Source organism: Shumkonia mesophila (assembly GCF_026163695.1).
Lineage (GTDB): Bacteria > Pseudomonadota > Alphaproteobacteria > Rhodospirillales > Shumkoniaceae > Shumkonia > Shumkonia mesophila.
Genome location: NZ_JAOTID010000042.1, coordinates 1 through 3,613 on the forward strand (window position 1 = coordinate 1; position 3,613 = coordinate 3,613).

Annotated in this window: 6 protein-coding genes and 1 pseudogene; 3 read left to right on the forward strand and 4 right to left on the reverse strand. The window is 62.2% G+C overall.

Translation table 11 applies throughout. The features are described 5' to 3' along the window. On the forward strand, window positions 1-288 hold a 288-nt coding region (locus tag ODR01_RS25095; protein ID WP_316980454.1), incomplete at its 5' end, for a transposase. Window positions 289-757: 469 nt separating this feature from the next. Here ODR01_RS25095 and ODR01_RS25100 read toward each other — a convergent pair. After that, window positions 758-943: a hypothetical protein gene (locus ODR01_RS25100; protein WP_316980455.1), complete on the reverse strand. Its 186-nt coding sequence runs from the start codon at window positions 941-943 to the stop codon at window positions 758-760. A gap of 42 nt (window positions 944-985) precedes the next feature. Between ODR01_RS25100 and ODR01_RS25105 the strand changes: the two genes are divergently transcribed. Continuing rightward, complete coding sequence (locus ODR01_RS25105; RefSeq protein WP_316980456.1) at window positions 986-1,675, forward strand: TrmH family RNA methyltransferase; 690 nt, start codon at window positions 986-988, stop codon at window positions 1,673-1,675. Between the two features lie 231 nt (window positions 1,676-1,906). Here the strand turns inward: ODR01_RS25105 and ODR01_RS25350 are convergent, their stop codons facing one another. Both ODR01_RS25350 and ODR01_RS25110 read right to left on the reverse strand, forming a co-directional pair. Next, complete coding sequence (locus ODR01_RS25350; RefSeq protein ID WP_394356879.1) at window positions 1,907-2,053, reverse strand: phosphoenolpyruvate hydrolase family protein; 147 nt, start codon at window positions 2,051-2,053, stop codon at window positions 1,907-1,909. Between the two features lie 249 nt (window positions 2,054-2,302). Further along, complete coding sequence (locus ODR01_RS25110; RefSeq protein ID WP_316980457.1) at window positions 2,303-2,818, reverse strand: helix-turn-helix domain-containing protein; 516 nt, start codon at window positions 2,816-2,818, stop codon at window positions 2,303-2,305. Between ODR01_RS25110 and ODR01_RS25115 the strand changes: the two genes are divergently transcribed. Next, on the forward strand, window positions 2,796-3,200 hold the full coding sequence (locus ODR01_RS25115) for a hypothetical protein (protein WP_316980458.1): 405 nt from the start codon (window positions 2,796-2,798) through the stop codon (window positions 3,198-3,200). The genes ODR01_RS25110 and ODR01_RS25115 overlap by 23 nt on opposite strands. 278 nt (window positions 3,201-3,478) lie before the next feature. Here ODR01_RS25115 and ODR01_RS25120 read toward each other — a convergent pair. Continuing rightward, window positions 3,479-3,613 (reverse strand): annotated as a pseudogene (locus ODR01_RS25120) (IS1595 family transposase); the annotation flags it as partial.

Here is a 3,613-nt window from a genome sequence, read left to right on the forward strand (position 1 = left end):
GAGTTCATCCGCCGCTTCCTGCTTCATGTCCTGCCGCGCGGCTTCCATCGCATCCGCCACTATGGCCTGCTCGCCGGTGCCTCCCGCCAGGCCGGTCTGGATCGCGCCCGCGAACTGCTGGCGGTGGCACCACCGGCCGATGACGACGGGCCGGAGGAACCGCTCGACACGCGGCCGCCATGCCCTTGCTGCGGGGGACGCATGGTCATCATCGAGACCTTCGCCCGATGGCACCAACCGCGCGCGCCGCCGTCGAACGCCACACCAGCCGGGAGAAAGACGCCGTGACCCGGCACGGCCCGGACTCGCAAGATCTCGCGGCTCCTCTGCCTCGGGCAACGGGCCGGTTCGCGCCGGCCATCACCACCCCCGCCGCGACAGGCTCCAGCGCCAGCCGTTCACCGCGAAGGCGCGGCCCGATCCGGCCCCATGACAGCCTGTCCACGCCAGCGGCGACGCGCGTCGACACCTGTCGCACCACCCTCAAGACCGACCCAAAACCGAAATCCCCATAGACCCCAGCCCGGGGCCCGCGGGTTCGTTCCTCGGGGACTTTCGTACGCCTCGCGGCGCCCGAAACTCTTCACGGGAGCGGAATGTCCGCTGTCGAACTCGCGATGCAGCAAACCGGATATCGCCTCGGTCGTGGCTTCGGCAACTGCTGCCCTGATTAAGCCGTTCGCATTACAACGCCCCTACCGTTTTACGGTTTGCAAACAGACCGCCAACGAGAAGCATTGGCCATCACTTTCCTGTCTTACTTTCGAAAATGAGGTGTCCAGCGCGCAGTTAGCCCTTCGTCGTCGTCGCCATCCTCTTCCTCGCGATAGGTATCCTCGATGAGGGACGGACAGGTAAGTACAGTAAGGGCCTTACCATAGCCGCCAAGCCCGATGACTTCTTCTACCCCGCGAACGGCGCGCACACCACCCAACCAGTCCATAATGTCGATTTCATCCTCGGCCCGCTCGGCGCGTGCAACACTTTGCGGCTTCGCATTGAAGCGCCCGGTTGCGGTACCTCCCTGCTGATCGCCGACAGGCGGCTGGCCGCGCTGGCGCCGCTCCTGGCCCGGGTGCCGGAAGACGTTCCGGTCTACACCGCCGACCAGAATGTGCTCGACTCCATCGCCGGCTTTCCCCTTCATCGCGGCATCCTGGCGCTCGGCCGGCGGGCGCCAATGCCGCCGGCGGAGGAACTGCTAGCGGGCCTGGGGCCGCGAGCAATGGTGGCCGCCCTGATCGGGATCGGCAATCATGACAACATGGGCGGCATTTTCCGCAACGCCGCCGCTCTCGGAGCCGACGCGATCGTGCTTGATGCCGAAAGCTGCGATCCGCTGTATCGCAAGGCCATACGCGTTTCCGTGGGCGCCAGCCTAATGGTTCCCTTCGCCCGCCTGGAAAGCGGCACGGACGTCGTCGCCCTTCTGGCCGGGCAGAGTTTCGAGCCGCTGGCGCTCAGCCCGGCGGGAAACATCCCGCTGGTCCGGCTGGCCCGTCCGCCGCGGGCGGCCATCCTGCTTGGCGCCGAGGGGCCCGGCTTGCCTGCGGACGTGCTGGCCCGAACCCGGACCGTCCGCATCCCGATAGCCGACGGCTTCGACTCCCTGGACGTCGCCACCGCCAGCGGCATCGTTCTTCACCATCTGGCCGACTTGGCGCAGGAGGAATGAACCCCGTGCCTTTTTCCTCCGCTCGTTCCACCGGAGGAACGAGGAGCAACCGTTAACGACAAAAAGAAGGGCCGGGGGCCGGCCTATGTCGCGCTCCCGACCCTGATTTCATTATATCCGAAAAAATTTCACTATTTCCGGAGTCCGACACTACAATTACCTGGTCGAATGGGCGAGCCTATACCTGCAACCAAACCATTATGAGCGGCCAACTTTAACCAATTGAAGCTCCTATCCGGACCCCTTGGAGCCGGCCCCCACCTCTTTCGCGTAGCCTAGTCCGGTCGCCTCCATGCTGGCCCGCATCCTGCCGTCGAACAGCCCGGCCGTCGGAAAGTTCCGGCCCGCTGAAGACCCCATTCCTTCAACTCTTGAAATATGAGGACATCGGGCGAAGACTTTTTAAGAAAAACTCCCAACTATCCACAGAAAGAAGGGACCGGAAGAGGATGCCGACGGCGGTCTGGGGGCGCGGGCCCGCCGGACGGGGTGCTGCTTTATTGAGAAGGACGCGAACATCGCGCCGCCAATAATTTGGAGGCACCGTCGAATGACCATTCAACAGATGATATTTCTGCCACAGCCACAAAGGATGAAAGGGCCGCCGGCCAACGTCACATCGAGGTATCAGCCGCCTTCCTCTTCCAGTACGCTCTCAACGACCTCGGGATGCTTCGCGATCACCTGCAACAGGATCCGCGATGCAGTATCAGGCTCGCTGCGCTGCTGCTCCCAATTCCGGATAGTTGAGACGTCGAGCCCGTAGCGGATCGCGAACTCTTCCTGGGTGTCCCTTCGCCGCTCGCGAAGCTGTCTCAATGTCTGGCTCACGTGGCGCGGGGCGGTTCTCTTGTGAACAGAAACCCCCAGGGCCCGGAATTTCTTCGCGAGCTCGTTAAAAGGCTCGGCCGCGGTCAGCAGAACCGGAACGTCCTCATCCTTCGTCAGCCTAGCCAGAATGGCATGGGCTTTCGACAACCTGAGGCCGTTCCATACCAGCGTCCTGACCACATCCACTGGCCGATCAAGGGGTGCTTTTCGCGACAAGACCACGGCGACGGACGAACCGGACGGGTTTTGGGGCATGGCCAGGACGGCACCCGGTTGTTCGAACGCCTCCATGAACAACGATTTCTTCAACATCCCAATCCTCCATTGCCACCTGCGCCAAAGCGTTCAGTCCGTCACGGCCAATCTTGCCGGCGCCACTATCACCATGAATGTGAAACTCGGAGAAGCGAATCCTGCGGCCAGGCAAAATCTCAACTCTTGTAACCACGTCGATCTTGCCAATCTTCTTTCCTCGCTTCCGCACCAACGCGTAGAACACGAAACTGGGTGGCTCGTCATCCTCGAAGCTTTCGTCTTTCCCTTCGAGGACCAGTTCGATTTCCCAGTCACCATATATATACGCAAGTTGCGTAGTTTCGTCAAGGTCGCCACTCACCCCGCACCCCCCATTTCAGATCCGACGTCTTGGACAGTTCCGCTATTCAACATACGCAGACATCACGGCGAACGATAGATGTCTGGGGCAGCCCCATGGCGACTGCTATACCAGTTGAGAGCGGCCGATACCTTCGGACGGACCGCCTCGTTACCGGCTAGAAAGCCCGGTGTCGGCTTGAACGTCAGCGCGATCGGTTCCGGACACCACAGACCCCACGAAGTGGTACGACGAACCTGCCGGTCGACGGCATTCTTGAGCAGAGCCTTGAGTCCGTCGGCAAAGCCCATCGCAACGCGCTTATAGCGCCCCTTGCCGTTCTCGACCCACCGGCGCTGGTTCCAGTGGAACACCGCCACCTTCCAGTCCGTCTTCTGGTTGACGCCGAGGAGGCGGGCGAGCACCGCTGATGAGATCCCCTTGCTAGACGTGAGGACGAGGAAGAAGGCCTGAATCCATTTCTTCAGCGGCAGCTTGGTGGCATGGAGCGG